This is a genomic window from Mucilaginibacter sp., assembly GCF_036568825.1.
Taxonomy (GTDB): Bacteria; Bacteroidota; Bacteroidia; order Sphingobacteriales; family Sphingobacteriaceae; genus Mucilaginibacter.
Genome location: NZ_DATCRU010000065.1, coordinates 1 through 22,249 on the forward strand (window position 1 = coordinate 1; position 22,249 = coordinate 22,249).

20 protein-coding genes are annotated in these 22,249 nt (G+C 42.4%); 9 read left to right on the top strand and 11 right to left on the bottom strand.

Going from position 1 to position 22,249, the window contains the following annotated elements:
• From VIM89_RS14070 to VIM89_RS14085, 4 genes are all read left to right on the top strand, one after another.
• The coding region (locus VIM89_RS14070) for an SDR family NAD(P)-dependent oxidoreductase (RefSeq protein ID WP_488156803.1) at positions 1 to 389 on the top strand (389 nt) is incomplete at its 5' end.
• A gap of 36 nt (positions 390 to 425) precedes the next feature.
• Complete coding sequence (locus VIM89_RS14075; RefSeq protein ID WP_488156804.1) at positions 426 to 977, top strand: sugar O-acetyltransferase; 552 nt, start codon at positions 426 to 428, stop codon at positions 975 to 977.
• 234 nt (positions 978 to 1,211) lie between these two features.
• Positions 1,212 to 2,873: an ATP-binding cassette domain-containing protein gene (locus VIM89_RS14080; protein WP_488156805.1), complete on the top strand. Its 1,662-nt coding sequence runs from the start codon at positions 1,212 to 1,214 to the stop codon at positions 2,871 to 2,873.
• On the top strand, positions 2,866 to 3,942 hold the full coding sequence (locus VIM89_RS14085; protein WP_488156806.1) for a glycosyltransferase: 1,077 nt from the start codon (positions 2,866 to 2,868) through the stop codon (positions 3,940 to 3,942). Before VIM89_RS14080 ends, VIM89_RS14085 begins: the two co-directional genes overlap by 8 nt.
• Here VIM89_RS14085 and VIM89_RS14090 read toward each other — a convergent pair.
• The 5 genes from VIM89_RS14090 to VIM89_RS14110 all read right to left on the bottom strand — a co-directional run bounded on the left by VIM89_RS14090 (position 3,918) and on the right by VIM89_RS14110 (position 9,023).
• Positions 3,918 to 5,009: a glycosyltransferase family 4 protein gene (locus VIM89_RS14090; RefSeq protein WP_488156807.1), complete on the bottom strand. Its 1,092-nt coding sequence runs from the start codon at positions 5,007 to 5,009 to the stop codon at positions 3,918 to 3,920. The two genes, VIM89_RS14085 and VIM89_RS14090, sit on opposite strands and share 25 nt — an antisense overlap.
• A 181-nt stretch (positions 5,010 to 5,190) precedes the next feature.
• On the bottom strand, positions 5,191 to 6,144 hold the full coding sequence (locus VIM89_RS14095) for a GNAT family N-acetyltransferase (protein ID WP_488156808.1): 954 nt from the start codon (positions 6,142 to 6,144) through the stop codon (positions 5,191 to 5,193).
• Entirely contained in the window at positions 6,137 to 7,147 is a 1,011-nt protein-coding gene (locus tag VIM89_RS14100; RefSeq protein ID WP_488156809.1) for a polysaccharide deacetylase family protein, read from the bottom strand. Before VIM89_RS14100 ends, VIM89_RS14095 begins: the two co-directional genes overlap by 8 nt.
• 11 nt (positions 7,148 to 7,158) lie before the next feature.
• Entirely contained in the window at positions 7,159 to 8,286 is a 1,128-nt protein-coding gene (locus VIM89_RS14105; RefSeq protein WP_488156810.1) for an amidohydrolase family protein, read from the bottom strand.
• A complete protein-coding gene (locus tag VIM89_RS14110; protein WP_488156811.1) occupies positions 8,283 to 9,023 on the bottom strand; it encodes a class I SAM-dependent methyltransferase in 741 nt (246 codons plus the stop codon). The genes VIM89_RS14105 and VIM89_RS14110 overlap by 4 nt, the downstream gene beginning before the upstream one ends.
• A 211-nt stretch (positions 9,024 to 9,234) precedes the next feature.
• Here VIM89_RS14110 and VIM89_RS14115 point away from each other — a divergent pair, with 211 nt between their 5' ends.
• The 5 genes from VIM89_RS14115 to VIM89_RS14135 all read left to right on the top strand — a co-directional run bounded on the left by VIM89_RS14115 (position 9,235) and on the right by VIM89_RS14135 (position 14,826).
• On the top strand, positions 9,235 to 10,737 hold the full coding sequence (locus VIM89_RS14115) for a B12-binding domain-containing radical SAM protein (RefSeq protein ID WP_488156812.1): 1,503 nt from the start codon (positions 9,235 to 9,237) through the stop codon (positions 10,735 to 10,737).
• A 61-nt stretch (positions 10,738 to 10,798) separates the two neighbouring features.
• Positions 10,799 to 11,485: a class I SAM-dependent methyltransferase gene (locus tag VIM89_RS14120; RefSeq protein ID WP_488156813.1), complete on the top strand. Its 687-nt coding sequence runs from the start codon at positions 10,799 to 10,801 to the stop codon at positions 11,483 to 11,485.
• Positions 11,486 to 11,487: 2 nt separating this feature from the next.
• A complete protein-coding gene (locus VIM89_RS14125) occupies positions 11,488 to 12,534 on the top strand; it encodes a radical SAM protein (protein ID WP_488156814.1) in 1,047 nt (348 codons plus the stop codon).
• Between the two features lies 1 nt (position 12,535).
• Complete coding sequence (locus tag VIM89_RS14130) at positions 12,536 to 13,999, top strand: B12-binding domain-containing radical SAM protein (protein ID WP_488156815.1); 1,464 nt, start codon at positions 12,536 to 12,538, stop codon at positions 13,997 to 13,999.
• The gene (locus VIM89_RS14135; protein ID WP_488156816.1) at positions 13,999 to 14,826 is read left to right on the top strand and encodes a class I SAM-dependent methyltransferase; all 828 of its coding nucleotides are present in this window, start codon (positions 13,999 to 14,001) and stop codon (positions 14,824 to 14,826) included. The genes VIM89_RS14130 and VIM89_RS14135 overlap by 1 nt, the downstream gene beginning before the upstream one ends.
• A gap of 171 nt (positions 14,827 to 14,997) precedes the next feature.
• On the opposite strand, the gene VIM89_RS14140 is transcribed toward VIM89_RS14135, so the two are convergent.
• From VIM89_RS14140 to VIM89_RS14165, 6 genes are all read right to left on the bottom strand, one after another.
• On the bottom strand, positions 14,998 to 15,849 hold the full coding sequence (locus VIM89_RS14140) for a nucleotidyltransferase domain-containing protein (RefSeq protein WP_488156817.1): 852 nt from the start codon (positions 15,847 to 15,849) through the stop codon (positions 14,998 to 15,000).
• Positions 15,850 to 15,947: 98 nt separating this feature from the next.
• Positions 15,948 to 17,267, bottom strand: a complete 1,320-nt coding sequence (locus VIM89_RS14145; RefSeq protein WP_488156818.1) for an O-antigen ligase family protein — start codon at positions 17,265 to 17,267, stop codon at positions 15,948 to 15,950.
• Positions 17,239 to 18,375: a DUF1972 domain-containing protein gene (locus VIM89_RS14150; protein ID WP_488156819.1), complete on the bottom strand. Its 1,137-nt coding sequence runs from the start codon at positions 18,373 to 18,375 to the stop codon at positions 17,239 to 17,241. The genes VIM89_RS14145 and VIM89_RS14150 overlap by 29 nt, the downstream gene beginning before the upstream one ends.
• Complete coding sequence (locus VIM89_RS14155; RefSeq protein ID WP_488156820.1) at positions 18,311 to 19,447, bottom strand: glycosyltransferase family 4 protein; 1,137 nt, start codon at positions 19,445 to 19,447, stop codon at positions 18,311 to 18,313. Before VIM89_RS14155 ends, VIM89_RS14150 begins: the two co-directional genes overlap by 65 nt.
• 4 nt (positions 19,448 to 19,451) lie before the next feature.
• Positions 19,452 to 20,414, bottom strand: a complete 963-nt coding sequence (locus VIM89_RS14160; protein ID WP_488156821.1) for a glycosyltransferase family 2 protein — start codon at positions 20,412 to 20,414, stop codon at positions 19,452 to 19,454.
• Positions 20,404 to 22,176: a hypothetical protein gene (locus tag VIM89_RS14165; protein WP_488156822.1), complete on the bottom strand. Its 1,773-nt coding sequence runs from the start codon at positions 22,174 to 22,176 to the stop codon at positions 20,404 to 20,406. Before VIM89_RS14165 ends, VIM89_RS14160 begins: the two co-directional genes overlap by 11 nt.
• Between the last annotated feature and the right edge of the window lie 73 nt (positions 22,177 to 22,249).

Consider the following 22,249-nt stretch of genomic DNA (forward strand, 5'->3'; position numbering starts at 1 on the left):
CAGCCATACAAATGAAAAAGCAGGGGAGTGGTGGCAGTATTTTGCTAATGTCTTCGGTTACCGGTCATCAGGCGCATAAAAATTTGGCGGCGTATGGTATGACAAAAGCCGGCCTTGAAATGCTGGCCAAGAGTTTGGTACTGGAGCTATCGCCACTAAATATTTCTATTAATACCGTTGCCCCAGGTGCTACGTTAACCGAGCGCACTTTACAGGATCAGAGCTATGCTCAAACTTGGTCACGCATTACACCAATGGGACGTGCAGCAACTGTTGAGGATATTGCCAATGCGGTGCTTTTCTTTGTTTTGCCTGAGTCTCGTCATATCACAGGACAAACTTTGATGGTTGATGGTGGCTGGACGGCTACAAGTCCGTCTCCTTATTAAACACGATTTTAAGATTGTATTGATTACCTTGCTGATATGAAGACTGAAAAGGAAAAGATGCTGGCCGGGGAGTATTACCTGGCATACGATGAAACTTTAGTAAAAGAGCGTACAAATTGTAAGAAGCTGCTTCATCGTCTCAATGTAACGGAGTTTGTAGTAAGCGAAAATACGAAAGCCATTATTCGTGAGCTGATCCCCAATGCGCCCGATAGCTTATACATCGAACCTCCTTTTCATTGCGACTACGGTTATAATATTATCTGTGGCGAGAATGTCTATTTCAATGTAAACTGTGTGGTGCTGGATGTGATGCAGGTAAAGCTGGGCAACAATGTATTTTGCGCCCCCGCAGTGCAGATCTATACGGCTACGCATCCTCTGGATGCAGTACTCCGAAGAACAAAAGAAAATGCCAAACCAGTAACTATAGGCGACGACTGCTGGATAGGCGGCGGAGCTATTATTTGTCCCGGTGTAACTATTGGTAACCGATGCGTAATAGGTGCCGGTGCTGTAGTAACCAAAGATATTCCGGATGACTCATTGGCTGTTGGGAACCCGGCAAGGGTGATAAGAAAACTGTGACACGATTATAGGATTGATGAGATTTAGCAGGATATCTCAATGATTAAAATCATGTTTAATCAATCAAATCTTAAAATCGTGTCTTAAGCAACCATTCTCCAATACTCCCCGTAATCCAATTAAAGCTGTTTGCAAGCTACTAATGCACGGTTATTGGATTAATGGTTAACTATCTTGTTAATCTCATAAATCCCGCAATCGTGTTCTGGCTATCACTCTATTTAATTAGTATTGGTGCAATTTTTATCAGGCATATTGCATGTTCTGGATCAAAAAGAGCGGGCAAAACTGTTCCTGCTCATATTTTTTGATGTGCTCATCAGTGCGCTCGATATCGCTTTTCTGGGTTTAACCGTCCTGGTTATCAACTTTTATGTTAAGAATTCAGCGCTTCCTTATACTTCCTGGTTACCTGGCTCTTTAAATGATCAACATTCCGTTTTATTGATCGCTTTGTTTTTTGTACTGTTCGGTATAAAAAATTTGATTGCCTATTATATTGCATCCGCACGTTATCGTTTTATCTATAATGTCGCTACACGATTATCGGAAAAAGGCATCAGGCAATATTTAAAGAAGGATTACCTGAGTTTTGTCAATATCGATTCTTCGGTTTATATACGGAAGATCACCAGCCAGCCTATTGAGTTCAGCACCTATATCCTGACTAATTTTCAGCAGATCATTTCACAAAGTATACTCGTGATCTTCGCCCTTGCAGTTGTTTTATGGTATCATGCCACATTGTTTCTTTTGTTATTTCTCCTTCTGATGCCTGCAATTGCTTTGCTGGGATGGATTTTGAAAAAGCGTTATAACAATGTCCGCCGGCACATTAAGCAAACCAGCTCTGATACACTGAAGAACGTGAAAGAAGCTCTTTCGGGCTATATAGAAAGCCATATTTATGATAAAGATGATTTTTTTGTCGATCGGTATTACCGCCAGCAGCAGCAATTGAATCATTACATCTGCACACAGCAATCACTGCAGTATTTGCCTTCACGGCTGATCGAGGTATTTGCCATCCTCGGATTTTTTATACTGGTACTCATTAATAAATGGTCGGTGCATACACCGGCTATTGATCTGCTCACCATCAGTGTGTTCCTGGCGGCAGCGTATAAGATCATTCCTGGTATTGTAAGGATCATTAACAGCGCCGGACAAATAAAAACCTATGAATTTGTATTAGATGATCTTTTGAAAGACAACCTGGTAACAGATGCTATAACTACCAGAAGATCAGATCAGATCCGGTCGATCAGTCTTGAAAAAATACATTACAAATACAATGACCGGTCTGTTTTAAAAGGAGTTTGTCTTGATATCAACCCCGGCGACTTTGTCGGGTTATCGGCTGATTCTGGTCGCGGAAAAACTACTCTGATGCACATCCTGCTTGGTTTTATTGAACAGGAAGATGGAATAGTTTGCATCAATAACCAGATCAGCAATAAGAATGACAGGCATACATGGCATAGCCGGATATCCTATATTAAACAACAGCCATTTTTACTGCATGATTCAATAAGGAACAATATCACTTTGCAGGAAAAGAATTACGATGAAGAGCGATTGAAAGACGTGATCACAACTTGCGGATTATGCAATGTGATCAATCAATACCAGGACGGAATAGACCATATCATCACTGAAAACGGCAAAAACCTGAGTGGGGGGCAACGTCAGCGGATTATGCTGGCGAGGGCGTTGTATCATGATTTCGATCTGCTGATAATGGATGAACCTTTTGGCGAGATGGATCAGCAGAGCGAGAATGAAATACTTGACAATTTAAAGCAATTGACGCATGAAGGAAAAATGATCCTGTTTATCACCCATAATAAGGCCGGACTATCTTTCTGCAATAAAATCGTTTCGCTGAATGACTGAGTTGAAAAAGACATTGGTCATACTAAGCCCCGGCTTCCCCAAAAATGAAGCCGACAGCACTTGTATCCCCCCTCAGCAGGTTTTTGTGCGAAATTTAAAACTTCAATATCCAACGCTCAATATAATCGTGATGGCATTTGAGTATCCTTTTCATTCATCTTCTTATCAGTGGAACAACATTGCAGTTATCTCTTTTGGTGGGGCAAATAAAGGTAGATTGACCCGGTTAAATAACTGGCGTCGCGTATGGCTAATGCTGAAAAGACTGAACAGGCAACATCAGTTGATTGGTTTGTTAAGTTTCTGGATAGGAGATTGTGCATTTGTTGCCAGCAGATTTGCCAGAAAGTATAACCTGAAACATTTCTGCTGGATATTAGGCCAGGATGCTAAACCGGGTAATAAATATTTAAAATGGATAAAGCCCAAGGCTGAAAACCTGGTCGCTTTATCTGATTTTATTGCAACAGAGGTTAAAAATAACTACGCTATAGCACCTGCACATATTATCCCCGTTGGTATTGATCCTGAATTATTTGGAGAACCTTCCCGGACTAGAGATATCGATATTCTTGGCGCCGGCTCACTTATCCCGCTAAAGCTTTATTCCTTGCTGATCAATATGATTGCCACACTGCATGTTTACTTCCCTGATATTAGGGCCGTTATTTGTGGAGATGGTCCGGAACGTCACCTGTTGGAGGAGCTGATTAAAGATTACAAGCTCGAAAAGAATATTCAACTCATCGGTGAGCTGCCCTATACTGCTGTGCTGGCATTAATGCAGCGGACAAAAGTTTTTGCTCACCCATCATCCTACGAGGGTTTGGGCATGGTTTGTCTTGAGGCTTTATATGCTGGCGCACAGGTAGTAAGTTTTGTGCGGCCAATGGATCAGCCTATAAAAAACTGGCACTTCGCTAAAACACCGGATGATATGGTGAACATTCTGAAAAGATTGCTGGAAGATCAGCATTGCAGCCATAGTAAAACAGCCTCTTACCTGATTAAAGATACTTGCAGTAGGATTATGAGCTTGTTTGATTACAACGATTCTGCGACTTCCTGAATTCGATTGCCGATAGCCTCAAACGAAAGATTTGACCTGAAATATTCCAGTGAAGCTTTTCGTTTTCCATCTATATCTATTTGACCGATCTGATGTAACGCATTTAATAACGCTGTTACATTTCCAGCCTCATATAAAAGTCCGCACCTGCCATTATCTGTTATCATCCTGAATGAGTCGATATCAGTAACTATTGGCATGCATCCGCATGACATCGCTTCACAAACGGCGGTTCCGCTGCCTTCATAATGTGATCCGGATAAAATAATATCAGCACTGCTGAACCAATATTGTAATTGCTGGTGCGGAATTCTGCCGATCAATTTAACTGCCCCTTTTTGCGGAGAGTTATTGATCATTTCTTTTACCTCATTCAGCAATTCTTCAGTATGATAGATCATATATAATCTTGCTGATGGTTCTGTTGAAGCAAATTGAAGAAAAGCTTTTAATACGGTCAGCGGGTCTTTGTTGTCATTCAATCGCCCAACCCAAAGAAAGACCGGGCCCTTAACTACACCAGTTTTCTCTCTGGCAATGGTTTTATCTATTGGTGTAAATGCTGATGAGACCTCCATCACCTCATATATCTTTTTTCCTGAGCTGATATTGCCTTTTTGTACCCAACCTAAACCCATATTATGAGAGGCAAACAAATAAGCGTCAACATATTTATCGGTCAGCCGCTGCAGATATCTTTTAATTCCAGTGAAAGGCAATTCGGCATGGTTGTGAACGATTATTTTTGTGCGTTTACCCAATAAAAAACGCAATTGTATTACCTCTAATGGATGGTTAAAGCTTTGTACAATCACCACATCAGGCGCAAGGCTTTTGATAAATTGATGCAGACGGGATGGAAAATAAGAGGGTTTAAACCGTTTGAAATAGTATTTGACTCCAGCCTTATGATATTCGCCTTCGTAATCTATCTGCTGGATGCTGATTACGGTGTTGTGCTTAGCTAAAGCTTCGGGTATGCCGGTATATGCTTTTATGCGTTCAAGCCATGCTTCGGGAGAATTATAATCTCGCGTATGTACATATCCGGCAAAAATATATTTCATAAAGTGATTTTAGATGAAGCTCGGGGTGTCATGCTGAGGCTCAAGCCTGTCCTGAGCCTTGTCGAAGGGAAGCATGGTGGGCCGGCCTTTACGCGCCGCACTTCGACTGAGCTCAGTGTGACACCCCTTTTAGATGATTCTAAGAAATAATTATTTTAAACAGTTTGTAAAGCCCAACAGATCAGAAGGTATCCACATCCGCGTAAGTGAATTTAATCTTATCCAGCGGGATACGGGAACCAAAATCCTTAAAAAGTACATAAAACGATGGTTCTGCAGGATATCTTGAAGAAAGCAGCCACGATAATCTTGTCTGGTGACTGGTATGGAATTGGATATTCTTCAGCCCAAGCTTCATAGCAAGCTTTTTCAGGTCGATCAGCATACTATCAAACTCTCCTGACGGGCAGCTTACGTCACCAACGATCAATCCGTTTTTGATTTTTATCCACAAAATTGCCTCGCCTATTTTTATAACGCGTGTATCATCGTTATATCTTTTATAGTTAAGATAAAGCGCATTCCTGTTTACCCCTGCAAAACCTTCCTTAAACACTGCATTTTCAATCCCTTTTCGGGGAAGCAGGTAATCTCTCAGAATATATTCCTGGTATTGGCTATACATTTTCTTTAAAAATGGAATACGCCTGGTTATACCGTCAACAGAAACTAAACCGGTAGGTATATTATAATAAGCCAGTGTTTCGGTCATCTGCCATTTCAATCTCACCAAAAAGCCATGCAGTGAGTTTTGATTTGGAAATCCGAATACCAGGCTTATCCCTTCTTCCATGCACAAATCAAACGTCAGATTAGCCAATTGCACAAACAGTCCCTTAAACTGATATTTGGGATGCGTCATGGTATCAGCCGACTGGGCAGCCAGGTACAGTTGATCGCCATAGCGGATAAAACAGGGGATAACGCCATAGTAGGCTATCGGGTTGCGGCGTTCGTTAAAGGCAACGTAGCCTACATGCTCAATACCTGTATAGGAAGTATCGTATTTCTTCTCGTAGAAACCAGGCGGATTATTGCGGCCGTATACCTCGTGATATAACTTTTCCAGGGCAGGAATATTTGCCTTGCTCAACCTTTCAATATGGTAGCCCTTCATCTGAATTATTTCACTCATATCTCCGGGTTACAGTTGCACGCATCTGGTTAATGGTATTGATGAACGGGTTTACCGTAAAACGTTCACGCATCGCTGGATCGGCCTGGTCATCGGGCGAGTGGAAGTCCATACAAAGTAATTGACTATAGCCCGCACTCTTTGAGGCACGGACAACATCACCGTTATACGAGCCATAAGGGAATGCCAGGCTATTTACAGGCCCACCTGTTATATCTTCAAGGTATTGCTTGGAGCGGATCATTTCTTGTGTAGCGTCATCAATGTTTATTCGCGCCAGGTCGTTATGATAATAGCCGTGTGAACCTATTGTAGTATACGGTGATAAGGCTAACTCCCTGATCTGCTGTTGGGTCATCTGCAGCCAGTAGTCTTCATTATCAGGTTTGCTGTCCCGGTAGGGTACCAGCGGGTATAATAGATCCATCATCTCCTGCTTAACATCAAAACCACCCGAACGAAGCATTTCTACGAATTTTTCACCATTTTGTTCGGAAAAATACTGATTAAAACGATTTTTTTGAAACCATTGATTCTTGTAATACAGTCGTTTAGGGCCATACAATTGAACCATGCCCAAAAAGTCGTTCCACAAAATATCAAAACCTTCGTTCCTTATCGCAGTGACAAAAAATGTAGCCGGTAATTGATATTTCGCTAATAAATATAATACATACTTATAATTATTTGCATACCCATCGTCAAAGGTGAGGCAAATATTATATTTATTATTACTGAATTTCTGCCCGTAAAAATCGTTTATTGAAATGACATTAAAATATTTTTTATAAAATTGAAAGTGCCTTTCAAGTGTTTTCAGTTTGATAAAAATAGGGTTGAAGCGTGTGTGATCGGTAAGACATACCCCGTGATAGATTACCATCCTGCTGCCCCGGGCATTACGGAAAAAATCTTCATCAAAGCCCAGTAAATGACTGATATCTCTGCCAAAATATTTGGTCTCGCGATATAGTTTTGTACCTATTCTTTGAGTCAAAGTCATAATCAGGGGGATTAATCAACAGGGAAACTAGCATTGGGGGCAAATTGTTTTATTTTCGATATCAACTCCTGCAGATTACCTTTTACGTATTTATTACTTCCGCCTATGTTGATCGCGCTATATTCACCTGTATTTATCGTTTTTAGTTGTGCAAGCAGACTTTCATCAAATAAATTGATACTGCCATTATGCATCACCAATAAAATATTCTGCGGATCGGTTGTAAAAAATGATTCTGCTTTTGATACTACCAAATCGGCATCCACGCCCTCTTCAATTTTGCCCGTTCTTAGTTCCCATATTTTGGCGGGATTGGTTGTCAGGCTGTCAAAAAGCTCCTGTTCCGACAGCATATCCGTTTGCTTAGCCTTGCGGACATGGTTCCAGATATTCCAGTCGCCGGTAAGGGTTGAATCTGTTCCGAATAATATAGGCAGGCGGCTTTTCAGGCAACCTATAGACGCGGTTTTGTCGAGTAAAAAATAATTTGATTCCGGGCACCAAACCAGTGCTTTAAATTGCTTTGCCTGATCATCATTCATCGCAACGCCGTGCACAGCAACTATTGGCCGGTTGAATAGGTTTGACTGAATTAGCCGGTCAATCTCATTTGAAGCCAAATCATCTGTTCCTTCCCCGCAATGTATTACTGCGGTTAAATTTTTTTTAAGCGGATTATTCAATGCAAAGCGCCATCTTTTCTCAAAATGTACAGAATGGATAGATTGGCAATCCTGGAAAACCGTGAGAAGCTCATCTGGTACTTTGACTCTTTTCCCATGATTCACCACAGTAGTAACCCCACAGAGCAGGTTTTTATAAATACCCCATTGTATCCGAAGCGATTCGGGTATTTGTAATACGCTATCAATAATCTCTTTATATTTTAGATGAATATAAACTCCCCATTCCGTATAATTTTTGAAGGTTCTTCCGGCGAGTGGAGGGAAAAGATTAAAATCGAGATGATCGTGGGAATTGATAAGTCCGGGAAAGATAATAGCATCATCAAATGTCAGTTCCAACTCCTCATTTTTATCATGAAAATGCCCCGGTAAAACCTGAGCTATTTTACCATCTTTTACCCTGATACTAATTTTTTGACCGGTAAGGGCCATCCTAATATTATTCAGGATCATAGGCCGCGCCTTAAATGAATACCATATATCACCGGGAACCCCTTAAACTGCTCATACACACTCAAAGCATTTTGCTCAGCATAATAGTGCCTTACAGTTTCATTGATACTGATCTCTTCCTCGCGGATCAACCTGAAACCGTTTTGATACAGCAAATCTTTGATGGTACCAACAGCATGAACATAATTCTTTACAGCCAATCGCTCGTTGTGGTGCTTAAATGTCCGTTTCCCGCCGAAAGCCAGTAATTTGGGATGAAAATCTGTGATAATCACATCCGCTGATGGTTTAAGGATACGGCACCACGCCTGTAAAGCCTGTTCAATATTTTCGATATGCGCAACCGTTAGGGTTGATATAATGGTATCAAATGCAGCGTCCTGCACGTTTGATAATAAGTTGTCGTTAATCTTAAAGGTATTCGCGCTGAGAAATTTGGCCTTCAACTTGTTTAACATTCCCTCTGACACATCAAAGCCTATTAAGCCGGATGGCTGCATCTGCAAAATTTTTGTCCAGTGCCTTCCCGTTCCGCAGCCGATATCGGCAACAGATTTGTTTCGGACAATTTTCTCATCAAGCAATTGCGGGAACAATACCTCATCAAGATCGAGCATCAGGTTGCCCGGCTGTATATCATAATCTTCCGACCACAGGTCGTAAGCATCGGCTGAATTTTTTTCAATAACAGCAGGTTGAAACAGTCGTTTCCTGATATTTCTGAGGGCGGCTATCACTTCGTTTGTATAAGGGGTTTTGAGAGGAATTACGAAATGCAATAACCATTGGTTGCCCAACTAAATTTTTATTTCGATACGCAGGCAACTGCGCTCGTTTCGATTTCGTAATTCAATTGGATACTTAAATTGATGGGGTTAATAAACTGGCAGCAGGTCGCTGATTTGCTGCCTTTTATCCATCTGTTATGATATTTCGGAACCTTGTATAATGAGCAAAATACTGTTATTCAATCCTAAAAGTGCCGATGCGAAACATCGCATCCCTAATTCTATATTAAGTATAGCCGCCTCTATCGAGGGTAAATACGACTGGGTAATTGTTGATGGTAATTGCGAAGCCGATCCTCTGGAAAAGATTGAAAGTTACCTGGATACCGGCGACTTTAAATACCTGGGTTTTACGGTAATGCCCGGTCCGCAACTAAGGCAGGCCATCCCGATTGCAAAAGCTGTCAAAGAACGCTATTCACATACCAAAATGATATGGGGCGGATATTTCCCCTCTACACAACCCCAGGCAGTTTTATTTTCGCGATACGTCGATTTTGTAATTAATGGCCCCGGCGATCACGCGTTCCCGGCGTTGATAGATGCGTTGGAAAATAACAAACCTTTCGAGTTTATCAGAAACCTGATCTACCAGGCTATAGACGGCAAAATTATCAAAACGTCTAAAGAAGATTTGATGGAACAGGACACCCTGCCGCCATTGCCTTATGATAAACTGAATGATTTTTATCCTATAAGCAGGTTGCTGGGTAAAACATATTTGGGTGAAAAAACAATGGCCTATCATTCCAGCATTGGTTGCCCCTTTACCTGTTCGTTTTGTGCCGTAGTGCCGATTTTTGAAGCACGATGGAAGGCCAAGTCTGCACAGACTGTTTATAATGACATAAAATACATTAAAGATAAATGGGGCGCGACGGCAATCGAGTTTCACGACAATAACTTCTTTGTTTCCGAAAAACGCACGGTTGAATTTGCCAACCTGATCAAACCGGAAAAAATGAGTTGGTGGGGTATGGCCCGCATTGACACGATGGATAAATTCAAGGATTCGTCGCTGGCTGCCATCCGTGAGTCAGGCTGTAAATGTATTTTTTTTGGAGCCGAAAGCGGCAATGACAATATATTAGAGCAATTGGATAAAGGAGGCACGCAAACCGGTGAACAGATACTCACTTTTGCAGAGCGGTTGAAGAAATTCGACATTATCCCAGAGTACTCATTCGTGTTAGGGACACCTGCCCCAACTACCGAACAGGTACAGGCGCAGATAGATTTTGAGATCGATTTTATAAAGAAGGTAAAGGCTGTTAATCCCAACGCTGAAATTGTAATATACACCTACAGCCCCGTACCAACAGAGGGATCGGAATTATTTAAACAGGTATTGGCCAGCGGTTTTAAATACCCGCAGGTGCTTGAGGATTGGATAAGCCCCGCCTGGGAAAATTTCGATATGCGCAAGAACCCCCTTACACCATGGCTCACCCCGGACATGATCGACAAGATCCGAAATTTTGAAACGGTTTTGAATGGAGCGTACCCGACTGTCACCGATATCCGCCTGAACAGCTTAAAGCGCAGGCTGATAAAGGCGGTAGCCGGGTTGCGTTACAAGACCAGCTTATACAATTATCCGTACGAAATAAAATTGCTGCATAAGGTATGGCGCTATCGCCAACCCGAAATACAAGGTTTTTAACAAATACAAATTGGACCTGGTTGTGAAGCATACCGCAAAAAATCGTTATCAAAAGCTCCGGATGGATTTTGAGGAACTTTACATTGCCGTGCGCCAGCAGGAGAAACGAATCTACACCGACGAGCAACTGCAGCTTTTGCCGGATATCGACCATGTTTATTACGACGAATGGAAGATCAGAAAACGGTCGAGCGAAAGATTGATAGATTATCTTTCAAAAAAGCACAAGTTCCTCAGGATTCTCGAAATAGGTTGCGGTAATGGCTGGCTTTCGGCCAAGATGTCTAATATTCGTGATACGCAGGTTGTGGGGTTGGATATTAACCAATTGGAGATCGATCAGGCCAACCGGGTTTTCAAAAAAGACAACCTGGAATTTATTTACGACAGTTTTAACGATAACACCTTTGACTGCGCTCAATTTGATGTGATCGTTTTTGCCGCATCACTACAGTATTTTCCATCGGTTATTAATGTTATGACGCAGGCTTTGGACATCCTGCGGTCCGGTGGCGAAGTACATGTGATAGATACCCCATTTTATACCCCTGATGAAGCCGAAAAAGCTGACGAACGGAGTCACAAATATTATGAGGCTCTTGGTATCCCCGAAATGGCCGAGCATTATTTTCACCATTCCATCAGTGAGTTCTGGGGATTTAAGTACGAGATATTGTTCGATCCCACATCCATCTTTAATATGATCTTTAAAAAAGACCCTTTTTATTGGGTCTGCATTAGAAAATAACCATGCTGCAGGCACTTACTCATACATACAAACGTTACCGTACACTGCAAACGCACCGCATCTCAGCATTGCCTATTGTGATGCTGATGCCGCATAGCGCGTGCAACTGCCGCTGTGTGATGTGCGACATATGGAAAGATAATAAGAACCTGAAGCAACTTACCGAAGAAGATATTTCCGGATTGTTGGCGTCTTTGAAGCAATTCGGAACCCAAATAGTCGTGATGTCGGGCGGTGAGGCGTTGCTCAACCCGAATTTTTTTGCCTTGTGCAGGATCCTTAGAAATGCCGGTATCAAAGTATCACTGCTTACTACCGGTTTAACGCTGAAACATCATGCTGAACAACTGGTACAATGGGTTAATGATATTATAGTTTCAATAGACGGCGATCAACACCTGCATGATGCCATCCGTAATATTCCGGGCGCATTTCATAAATTGAAGGATGGCGTGCAATATATTCAATCACTCGATCCCGGCTATCGCATCACCGCGCGTACGGTAATACACCGGCTTAATTTCTGGAACTGGATATCAATCATCGAGCAGGCTAAACAAATGGAACTGGATCAGATCAGCTTTTTGCCGGCTGATGTGAGCAGCCACGCCTTTAACCGTCAAATTGCCTGGGATCAACCCCGGCAGAACGAGATATTATTATCTAAAAATGAGCTGCCTGAACTAAAGGCAATGATTCAAAAAATAATAGCCGATTACAGCGATGATATAGGTAGCGGTTTTATTGCCGAATCAGAACAAAAGCTGATGGACATCTACCATTATTATGCTGCATTTTATGGAATGATCCCCTTCCCGTATAAAAAATGCAACGCACCTTGGGTGTCCACTGTGATCGAGGCGGACGGCAGCGTGAAGCCTTGTTTCTTTCACGATACGATAGGCAATATTAGAAATTCATCTTTAGGAGACATATTGAACAGCCCCGAAGCGATCGATTTCAGAAAAACATTGAATATGACGAGCAATGATATCTGCACCAAATGTGTGTGTTCATTGAATTTGTCGCCATTAACCAATCTGGATTAGCATGAACAGCATACTTTTCAGCCATTCTTATTTTATGCGGTTCGATCCAAAACAATGGGGATTAGGCTTGCCTTATCCACCTTTGGGAACAATATTAGCTGCTGGGGTGATGAGACAGAATGGCTATAATGTTGCTTTATTCGATACTATGTTTGCTAGTGGTCCCGAAGAAGTTGAGCCGCAATTAGAACAACATGCTCCTGATTTTTTTGTGATCTATGATGATGGCTTCAACTATCTCACCAAAATGTGCCTCACTAACATGCGCGAAGCAGCTTTCAGCATGAGCAACCGGGCAAAGGTGCGGGGTGCTAAAGTGATAATTTGCAGCTCAGATTCAACAGATCGGTATGAGAAATATTTGCAGGAAGGCGCAGATTTTGTGATCATCGGTGAAGGGGAAATGACTTTGCTGGAATTGGTTATTGCAATCAAAAAAGGCGAAACAGAATATTCGGGAATCAAGGGCCTGGCTTATTTGAAGGACGGTAAAGCTATAAAAACCTTAGGTCGACCGGTAATGAAAGATTTGGATAGTTTACCATTACCTGCCTGGGATTTGATCGACATAAAACCATATAAAGAAAGCTGGTTGAAAAACGCCGGTTATTTTTCGCTGAATATAGGCACAACTCGTGGCTGCCCTTTCAAATGCAACTGGTGTGCCAAACCTATTTATGGTAACCGGTATAATTCACGCAGCCCGGAAAATGTAGTAAGAGAGATCAGGATGCTAAAGGATAAATTCGACATAGACCACATTTGGTTTTGTGACGATATATTTGGTTTAAAGCCGGGATGGGTAGAAGAATTCAGCAAACTTATACAAGAAGAAAACCTGCAAATACGCTTCAAAATACAATCAAGGGCCGATCTGCTAATAGAGGAAGATTTAGTAAAAGCCCTGGCTGCCGCAGGCTGTGAAAATGTGTGGATCGGTGCTGAGAGCGGCTCGCAGAAAATATTGGATGCGATGGACAAGGGTACCACTATCGCGCAAATACACAAGTCAACTTTGTTGATGAAAAAATACGGTGTTAAGCCGTCGTTCTTTATCCAGTTTGGTTACCCGGGCGAACAAAAGGAGGATATCGAAAACACGATCAGGATGATCAACGAACTGTTGCCATTCGAGATCGGTATTTCGGTGTCCTACCCTTTGCCCGGAACAGTTTTTTACGACCGCGTAAAAGCCGACCTGAAAACCAAAACCAACTGGACCGACTCGGACGAGATGGCGTTGATGTTTCACAACACATTCCCACCATCATACTACAAACAACTGCATAGATATGTGCATCAGAACTATCACCAGCACCTGGCGCAAAATAGCCTGGCTGAGCTGATCAAAAGACCATTGCAGATCAATGCAAAAAGCTTACGGAAAGCATTGTCGGTATTTTACCACACCCCGGCTGCTATGATCGAAAAATTGAAATTGAAAAGACTGGAGAGGGCTTTGTGATGGATTCAGTCATACCACCTATTAATGAAACAAAAGCTGCTGAAGCCTTTTCCTGGCAGTCGGTTGTATTTGATGATCTATATAGCGACAATACTATCATTCAGTACAAACGGGAGCGGGTAAGAAATCATGTGCTGCAATATTTACCCGAAAACAGTCATATCCTGGAGTTGAACAGCGGTACAGGTGAGGACGCGATCTTCTTCGCCGGTAAAGGGCATTATGTACATGCGACCGATATATCCCAGGGCATGCAGGAACAGTTGATGTGGAAGGTGAAAGCAGAAAATTTAAACGACCGGATCACCAATGAATTATGTTCTTATACCGCTTTAGACCAACTTAAAAATAAAGGTCCGTACGATTTAATCTTCTCCAATTTCGCGGGGTTAAATTGTACAGATGAGTTGGATAAGGTTCTAAAATCATTGCCTCAGCTTCTGAAGCCTAATGGTATGGTGACATTGGTTATTCTTCCTAAATTCTGTCTGTGGGAAGCGCTTTTACTATTTAAAGGAAAATTTAAAACTGCATTCAGGCGCTTTTTTAGTTCAAATGGCCGTACGGCTCATGTAGAAGGTCATTATTTTAAATGCTGGTATTATGATCCGTCTTATATCACCAAAAGATTGAAGGGACAATTTGATGTTTTGAGCATTGAAGGTTTATGTACCATTGTTCCGCCATCATATATAGAAGTTTTTGCAGAAAAGCACCCATCTGCTTTCTCTTTTTTGAAGAGCTGGGAAGATCGCCTAAAATCCCGCTGGCCCTGGAAATGTATTGGTGATTATTATATTATTTCGCTGAGGAAGAAATCCCTATAAAAATAATGTCATTTCGATGAGTAAGCGCTGGAATGTGAAGTGGGGCGAAGAGAAATCTTCTTCGCCATGCAGTTCGTCTACTTGCCTATCGTAGAAGATTCCTCGCTGCGTAATCGGAATGACAATCTTATTAAAGATTTACTGCTACTGCAACTGCTTCTGCCACTTGATTCAATTAACCGCACTGCCTTCCCAATGTTCTAAGATCTGTGATAGCTTCACCTGGTACCTGAGGATCAATTTTTCCTGAAAGTTTTTAGGATCGGGTTTGGCGTAGTGTTTGCCGGCATCCATACCCATGATCAGGCCTTTGACGTTCAGTTTCTTTTGCTGGCGCTTCTTGCCCCATCTTTCTGAAGTAATTTTCATCAATAGGTTATCCAACATACTGCCGGGGCGGCCACTAAGCAGCCATTCAAAGACTCTTTTCAACCACGAACGTTTTAACGATTTGGCAGTGGTAAGGCGCATATATTTGTTAGGCAGGTAGTTCCTTGTCCAGTTGTTGGCCATATAAAATTGTTCAAAGGTAGTATCCCCATGCAGAGGCATCAGGGTTGCAATTTCAATGGCTGTGAAGATGTTTTTTTCACGTATCTGCAATTCCTCTTCGTCGATATAATAGTTCATGCAGAAATAATGCTCGCGCTTAACCAGGAAGGTTAGCTTTTTGAAGCAATGCATCAGCGTGCGCGCAATCCAAAGTCTGTTTTTTGCGGTGATGATGAAAAGATCGATATCAGAATCCTCATCGGCAAAATTCTTAGAAAGCGAGCCTGAAATAGCGACTGCCCTTACAAATGGAAAACGTACGATCAGGTTACTCACCTTTTTTGCAGTGACTATCATCTTTGCAGCCCGTGCGTTTCCCTGCAAACGGCGTTCTACCAGGAAGTATTCGTTTTTGAGGGTATAGAACTTGTCGAAATGATATATTGCCCTATCTATGACCAAATATTTCAGTGCATATTCGAAGTCTGTCGGATCACATTTCACAGGAAGGTACAGATATATCTCATCCATCGTGAGCGGATAGTGAAACAGATCGAAATACGCGATAGTGGATAATATGTGTCGTCGAAGGTCGTGCAAGGTAATCTATCTAATGGGTCAGCAGGTATTTATAATAATGACGGCTCAATTGCCTGTTTGGTTGCCACTTTCCTTAAAAATTTATGCTTTTTTACAGGTAAATTGATAGTTTCCGGTTGTTCGGAAACAAAAACAAAATAGCTCATAAAGATGCTGTAAAACATCACGCCCTTATCAGCATCCAGAACATTTTCTGACAGCGAAACAATAGCGATCAGGATCATAAAAGAGAAGAAAACGATATCCCGTTTTTTAATGGCTCGCTTAAATCCGTAGGCCAGGGTAATGATGTAAATGCTTAATCCCCATATGCCGGTTTTAATCAGGAAACTCAGGTATTGATTATGAGAATTTAAACGGTGCAGGTACGAACTGTAGAACCTCTTCGCAAAATACCGCTCCTGCAATAATTGGACCTCCGAACCGGTTCCATAACCAACTATGGGCTTTTTTTCTATCAATTTTACGGCGATTTTCCACCGCTCCAGCCGCGGCTCAACAGTTTGCCCGGCGAATGATGATGAAAGGTCTTCCTTTAATTCTACAAAAAAGCGTTCGCGCAGTGCATGTGAATTAAATATCCCGGCCAACAGTATGCAGGATAATCCGCCAGAGATTAGCAAATACCACACTCGCCTTTTGCCTTGTAATAAAAACCAGGGAATAGCAAAATTGATCACCAAAAATAATGCTGCAAAAATAGATTTGGAGCTCAGCTGGATTATCCCGGCAGTGAGCACCAGAGAACAAAAAAGGTAGAGTAGGGCAGTTGACGTAGTAAGCCGTTCGCCAACCAATCGCGATAGTACATAAATAAGTGCGATGGCAATTTGCAGCGATAAAAACGTGGCATGCATATCTATCGGCTCCGAAAAATTATGATTGGTAAATGCCGGTGATAAAATGGAAGACCAGGGCAGATGGTAATGCTTTATTGTGACAAGTGTATCAAAATATAAATAGAGGATAGTCGCAGTGCACCCTAGTGAAAAGGTCACCAGTAAATTCTGCCGGTATTTTTTCAGGTCGAGCGGATTGAAGCAGAATATCAGTGGGGTAAGCAGAATGGGGAGATCGAGCTCCCATTCTGACAGTGATTGCTGAAAGTTGATGGTATAAAGCGTGCCAACAATTGTCACCCAACATACCGACTGTAATACTACCGTCCGCCGGGTAAAAAGCGGCTTTGCTGAATCCTTTCTGAACTGAATAATAGTATGAATAGCCAAACTCGCCAGTATCAAATGGCCATAAAATCTGTCAAACGGCAAGCTTAACAACAGCAGCATTACATGGTAATAGCTGATCTTGTTGGCCAAATTATCCCTGATAAGAAATAACTCTTTCATGGTTTAAGCGTTCATAGCATTCTACAATGAATGCTTCATACTCGTTCACGATCTTTTCCCAGTTGAACTGGAAGGCGATTTTATGCACGTTGTTTTTCACCATCGCCCGTTCGGTACCATTGCGCTGAACATTTTCCACCAGGTGCCTTACGCCATTAGCATCCGAAAAGTAGAAGGCATCCGAGTGCAATACCGATTTGTTGAATGGGTTATCATGGGCTGCTATCAATGCTTCACTGGCCATAGCTTCCAGTAACGAAGGATTGGTGCCGCCAACGCTATGCCCGTGAAAATACAGGTATGAGCTATTCTGCATCATCCGCACTTTGGCGGTGTCGAAAATGGCCCCCTTAAACTCGATGCGCTCATCATTTTTGAAACGCTCGCGGATATATTGGCCAAACCTGTTGCTGGTATCACCTAGCACTTTAAAGGTGCGGTGCGAGTTACTGCTGTTGAAGCCATCCAGTATAGTTTCGATATTATTCTCAGGTTCCATACGGGCCATCAGCAAAAAGTAGTCTTCCTTTTTAGCCGATACTGTATCCAACTGTTCACGTTCTATCTCACTGATCAGGTCGGCGCCGTAGGGGATATACTCGCTATGAATATTGTATTTATTCTCCAGGTAGTCTTTTATCACCCTTGAGTCGGAAATATAAAAGTGACTGTGTTTTACCGCCAGCTTCTCAGCATATCTTAAGAATTGCTGCACGGGTTTGGAGTATTTTGACCGCTTCCATTCTAATCCGTCCATATTGGTGATAATGGTGCTCTTTTTGGGATAAAGCATACCCCATACCGAACTGCTGGTATAACCCATCAACAGTACCACGTCAAACTTTCTCCGGCGCGCATCCATCAGGCAGTTCAGGTCATAAATAAACTGACCGGCAGTGCCCACCAGGTATTCCGGATCGTAACAATGCAGAATATTTACGCCATTCCATGTGTCCTGTTTATAGGGGTGATTATGCGAGTTATAAACCGTTACCGAGTGGCCCTTTTTTACCAATCCCGCCGACACATACTCCGATATGTGCTCAAACCCCCCGTAATAGTTGGGAATGCCCCTCGTTCCCAGTATAGCAATCTTCAAGTTCTTCATAGTTAATTATTTGTTTGTATGCTTTTAAAGTTTCGGTTGCGGCTTGCTGCCAGGTATATTTTTTTAATATCAGGTTGTACAGACTTTCGTCATATGGGCTTTCGCTGGCTTTCTTCACAGCCGCAAAAATGCTTTCCGGCTTGCCCGGGTTACAGTAAAAAGCATGGGTACCAAAGTATTCCTTGGCATCGCCGCGGTCGGTTATTATGATATTGCAACCCATTACCGCGCCTTCAATAGAGCTTAGCCCTGTCGTTTCAAACCAGCTTGGCAGGATATGAACTTTGGCTTGTTCGTAATAAGTCAATAGTTCCTTTTGCGGAATGTGATTAACGAAAGTGATATTAGAAGCCGCTATGCTCCGGCATTCATCATAGTAGGGCTTTTGATTTGGCGCATGCGAACCTATCATCACCAATTTGAAACGGGTATTATTAAGCGCTTTGATCAGGTTCAATTGATTTTTGATACCTTCTATCCGCGCCACACACAATACCAGATTGGGATCTTTCTTCACCGACAAATTGCGCCTAAACAAATGCTGATCAACACCATTTGGAATAACCGCATGATTGATCTTGCAGGGATAAGATTTGATGATACGCCTGTATTCCGATTCGGAATTCGGCAATACCATTGAAGCCTTTTTTAAAACATCAGTTATGCTGCGATGCTGCCCCTTCCACAAATACTCTTTGCTGGCCAGGTGGTCTTTCCCTAGCACCCAGCGCGCGATGGTCTTCAGGTATTCGATGCTGTTTGGCGGCAAAAAACCGAATATCACACCCACGCCTTTACGGTGATGCTTATCGTACTCCGTATAATTACACAGGATAGTAGATACCACGAATGGCTTGCCCGACTTTTTACTATGATAAAGAATATCAGCCGGACGCGTCAGGTTGAAGAAATGCAGCAGGTCATAATCTGCATAGTTAATTGCCTCTTTCGATAATTTGATATCTGCAGATATTCCTAATTGCTCCAGGTGACCTGCAGTTTGCATTACCTGTACTGTGTCACCGCCGGGCACATCAAATAGGGTTGATCGTGTGATAAATGCTACTTTCATATCGTTACAATCTGTTGGGGCTTAGTTTGTGCAGCCATGTAATAAATGATTCAGGCATATAGCTCACCGCATAAAGCAGGTAATTATCCAGTCGCAGTGGTCTTATGCTAATGGCCTTCCGCACATGCGTGCGGGCTTTGTTGGGTTGATAATTATCAGCCAGGAACTTCTTACAGCACAAAGCATGGTAAGCGCCTTCCTTTATCTTGCTGATATCCTGCTTTTTGATGATGGCTAATATTTCATCGCCTTCCTGTTGCGTAATAGCGCCCCGTGTTGTGGCGGCCCGTTTTAATTTCCGGAAACGTTCCCCGCGCCATTTCTCATCAATAGTTGCTGATGCCGGGTTGAACCGTACTTTTATCAGTGGCTCGCGCAGATTTTGCATCTTGCCCATTTTGGAAAGTGCTGTCCACAGCAGGTAATCCTCAAAGTTGTGCGCATGGGCATTATATCCACCGGCTTTAATCACCTCATGCTTCTTATACATTACCGACGAATGAATGAATGGGCAATACACATACATATTGCGCTGGATCTCTTCGTTGGAATGTGCGATGCATTTAAAGCTGAATAGGTATTCGCCATTCTCCAGGATGTATTCGGCATCGCTGCCCGTCAGCACATAATCAGGATGATCTTTAAGAAAATTGAATTGTTTTTCGAGCCGGTCAGGCAGGCAAACGTCATCTGCATCAAAACGTGCTATGTAATGGCTGTCGGATAATCTTAAACCGGTATTCAACGCCTGCGCTATGCCACCGTGCTCTTTATTCACAAGGACGATGCGCGGATCATTAAATGAGAGTACCACACTCACAGTATTGTCGGTTGACCCGTCATTCACAATGAGCAATTCAAAATTCCGGTGCGTTTGCTGCAATACTGATTCAATAGCCTCGTGGATATATTTACCCGCGTTATAGGCAGGCATCAGCACGGTTATTTTCTGACGATCAGTACGCATTTATTATATTTGTTTTAGGTGAATTCTCTTTGATGTCGAGCAATAGCAGCAGCTCAAAAAATACCAGAATGGACAACTGCTCAAACCAATAAGCAATAAACATCACCGCCATTACCATCAGCAGGATGGGTAGCCCGTAAGTGAGTATTTTATAATGCTTCAGGAAATACCAGATATAGCATACAAAAAAGGCAATCAGTCCTAACAGACCATATTCAGCAAGCAACTGATCATAAACTGAATCGGGGCTATTGCTCAACGAATGCTGGCTGGTGTTTTTACTGAAATAATTGAGATAAACATCAAGGTGGTTCGACAAAAAATCAGGGTCGAGATAAATATATTTATGAGGATAGCCGCCGGCAAATCCTAACCCGCTTACCCTGAAAGCCAGCTTTGACGAAAAATTACCTATGCCGTCGCCTGTAACCAATTTGAGCGGATGGCCCAGCAGGAAATGCAGCGTTTGAAGTGAACTGGTAGCCTTTCCAGGCAGCCTGGATTTGAAATTCTTCTGTGAAGATATCGGCAGACTTGTCTTATGCGTTCCGATAAAGGCAAGTAACCGCCTTTGATAATCATTGGTATCAGTAATATGCTGGTATGGCAGCGTATTGATGTCTGGCTTGGGTATGATGATCCTGCCGCTCTGTGTTTGTGCAGGGGAGGATTGAGCGATAGTAGGTTGGACTACCTGAGCAGCCTGAACTACCTTGTTGACAACCGCTGGTTGAACAATTTTTACAGGCTCCACCACTTTACTAGCAACAGTTGGTTCCTGTACAACAGGTTTTTGGGACATGACCGGCTGATGATGAACTACATAGTTGCTATCGATAAATCTCCGCGCAATTTTTTCCTTACGCTGATCAGGGCTCAACAGGCTATCCGGCATTAGCGTGATTGGTAGGTTGGGCTTAGCAGGTATTACCGCAGGGTGTTTAATATTTGGTTCAAGTGTGTTCTTCACCACCTCATGTGCATAGGTATAGTTTTGAGGCGATACCTTCACCATAAAAACCACCAGGAACATGATACAAATTGCTATAAGACTCTTTTGATTGCGGGTACTTTTGAAAATGAATAAAATCGCGAAGCAAAGCAGCAATATCAAATTGGTAAAATTGCTGGCGGTAAGCAGCATAGCAGCCATGCATAACAGCAGCATGCTCGCATTCTTTTTGGTTAGAAAGTAGATGCAACCAAATGCGTTTAGTATAGCATTGGTGGTCGAGGTATCAAAAGTTAATCCTCTTATGTAGTCACCTGTACTGATAAAATATTTTTGAAATTGTCCCTGGTAAGTGTAGGGGTTAAAATAGCCGGTTTCCCAAACAATGGATGCAATATTGAGAAATGAGAGTACAGCGTTGATAATAAAAAAGGCGACTATGGTGCGGTGAATGATTTCGGTGTCATTTTGCTCCACAAACAATTTTACCTGGTGCATGGCTAGTATACATAGTACCCAAAAGCCAATGCCGGTGATTAAAACGATGTCATAATTGATGTTAAAGTAATTCCGGCTGATGATCCAGTCCAGCAATGCAATGCCTATGGCAAGTAAATAAAGTAGCGGCAACCGCGAATTTTTTAAACTAAAACCAAACTTGAAATTGAATTGCAGCAGATAGATGAGTGCGATAGCCGGCACTTTGATAGCCATCTTCACATTCAGAAATAACACCAAAAACAGCAACAACCGCCAATCAGCCAGCTTACGCAACTTCCTTAAAAATGAAACAACGATACTGGCGGTCATCAGGTGGTTCCTTTTTAAAAGGAATTACGCCCGGTGTAGTGTAACGGTTGCCTGATGTGAGAAGGAAAAAGAT

Excerpts from the sequence above, each read along its gene's own strand:
- VIM89_RS14095 (WP_488156808.1), bottom strand. The coding sequence starts at position 6,144 with ATGAGTGAAATAATTCAGATGAAGGGCTACCATATTGAAAGGTTGAGC.
- VIM89_RS14145 (WP_488156818.1), bottom strand. The coding sequence starts at position 17,267 with ATGAAAGAGTTATTTCTTATCAGGGATAATTTGGCCAACAAGATCAGC.
- VIM89_RS14115 (WP_488156812.1), top strand. The coding sequence starts at position 9,235 with ATGAGCAAAATACTGTTATTCAATCCTAAAAGTGCCGATGCGAAACAT.
- VIM89_RS14160 (WP_488156821.1), bottom strand. The coding sequence starts at position 20,414 with ATGCGTACTGATCGTCAGAAAATAACCGTGCTGATGCCTGCCTATAAC.
- VIM89_RS14140 (WP_488156817.1), bottom strand. The coding sequence starts at position 15,849 with ATGGATGAGATATATCTGTACCTTCCTGTGAAATGTGATCCGACAGAC.
- VIM89_RS14100 (WP_488156809.1), bottom strand. The coding sequence starts at position 7,147 with ATGACTTTGACTCAAAGAATAGGTACAAAACTATATCGCGAGACCAAA.
- VIM89_RS14165 (WP_488156822.1), bottom strand. The coding sequence starts at position 22,176 with ATGACCGCCAGTATCGTTGTTTCATTTTTAAGGAAGTTGCGTAAGCTG.
- VIM89_RS14090 (WP_488156807.1), bottom strand. The coding sequence starts at position 5,009 with ATGAAATATATTTTTGCCGGATATGTACATACGCGAGATTATAATTCT.
- VIM89_RS14120 (WP_488156813.1), top strand. The coding sequence starts at position 10,799 with ATGGATTTTGAGGAACTTTACATTGCCGTGCGCCAGCAGGAGAAACGA.
- VIM89_RS14105 (WP_488156810.1), bottom strand. The coding sequence starts at position 8,286 with ATGATCCTGAATAATATTAGGATGGCCCTTACCGGTCAAAAAATTAGT.
- VIM89_RS14075 (WP_488156804.1), top strand. The coding sequence starts at position 426 with ATGAAGACTGAAAAGGAAAAGATGCTGGCCGGGGAGTATTACCTGGCA.
- VIM89_RS14135 (WP_488156816.1), top strand. The coding sequence starts at position 13,999 with ATGGATTCAGTCATACCACCTATTAATGAAACAAAAGCTGCTGAAGCC.
- VIM89_RS14125 (WP_488156814.1), top strand. The coding sequence starts at position 11,488 with ATGCTGCAGGCACTTACTCATACATACAAACGTTACCGTACACTGCAA.
- VIM89_RS14085 (WP_488156806.1), top strand. The coding sequence starts at position 2,866 with ATGACTGAGTTGAAAAAGACATTGGTCATACTAAGCCCCGGCTTCCCC.
- VIM89_RS14150 (WP_488156819.1), bottom strand. The coding sequence starts at position 18,375 with ATGAAGAACTTGAAGATTGCTATACTGGGAACGAGGGGCATTCCCAAC.
- VIM89_RS14130 (WP_488156815.1), top strand. The coding sequence starts at position 12,536 with ATGAACAGCATACTTTTCAGCCATTCTTATTTTATGCGGTTCGATCCA.
- VIM89_RS14155 (WP_488156820.1), bottom strand. The coding sequence starts at position 19,447 with ATGAAAGTAGCATTTATCACACGATCAACCCTATTTGATGTGCCCGGC.